We start from the raw sequence: 786 nt of genomic DNA, 5'->3' as shown, positions 1-786 counted from the left end.
ACCGGTCAAAGACTTCGAACTGCGTGCCGAACTGCGGGGAGACCGTGCGAGTCAAGGAATCTTTGCTTCTTCCAATGGGACCCTGTATCAGAGCATGGTGACCTATGGTTTGCAAGGCATTTACAAGTTTTAATTGACCGAACACTTAAAACAATCCACCAAGCCAGCCCTACGGAAATTTGCCCCATTCTTCGTGCAATCCCGGCACCGGCTTGGTGCGCTCACCCATCAATATTCTCTTCCCGATGCGTCCCAAATCATGAACTCCTTAAGCCAGACAAGGCTTGAAACAGAATGGCACAGATTATGCTTTATAATCTCCAGTATAAAGGGATCGTCCACCCAAACAGAATTCGTTATTGAACATCCCAGGTTTTTTAGTGTCTTTATCTTAGGAGGTATTTATGAAAAACGCTCTTTTATTCGCCGCACTATGCCTGACCGCCTGGTCAGCATCGGCCAAGTTGCCGGATCCCCTGTGGACACCCATGGGTGGGAACTACCAGCAGCAATTTGGCATTCCCAAACCCCGTCCCGCTGTGCCTGAACTGGTATCTCATGCGCTGAACGGTCAGATTCCGTCAACACCTGAGCGTTGCGGGCAAAATAGCACCCATGCATGCGCCCGTCCAGCACCTACAGTGACCGCCAGCCATCAGATTTGACATCCTCCCCGGCATGAATGCCGGAGATTCCTACGGCGCTACACAAGGGCAAGCCCCTGTGTAGTCGCTTCGGCGGGTTCCTGCTTCACGGAACGGCCTGATTGCGCCAATTCTCCACAGG

At 52.0% G+C, this 786-nt stretch carries 1 protein-coding gene; it reads left to right on the top strand.

Annotated elements, in window-relative coordinates; all coding sequences use genetic code 11:
• Positions 1 to 404 precede the first annotated feature (404 nt).
• Positions 405 to 665 carry a hypothetical protein gene (locus IV91_RS0113735; RefSeq protein ID WP_031599385.1) on the top strand — a complete coding sequence of 87 codons (261 nt, stop codon included), beginning with the start codon at positions 405 to 407 and terminating at the stop codon, positions 663 to 665.
• Positions 666 to 786: the final 121 nt, after the last annotated feature.

The organism is Ferrovum myxofaciens (assembly GCF_000735045.1).
GTDB classification, from domain to species: Bacteria; Pseudomonadota; Gammaproteobacteria; order Burkholderiales; family Ferrovaceae; genus Ferrovum; species Ferrovum myxofaciens.
Note: the sequence above shows the minus strand (reverse complement) of the source record. Positions and strands in the feature narration are given on the sequence as shown.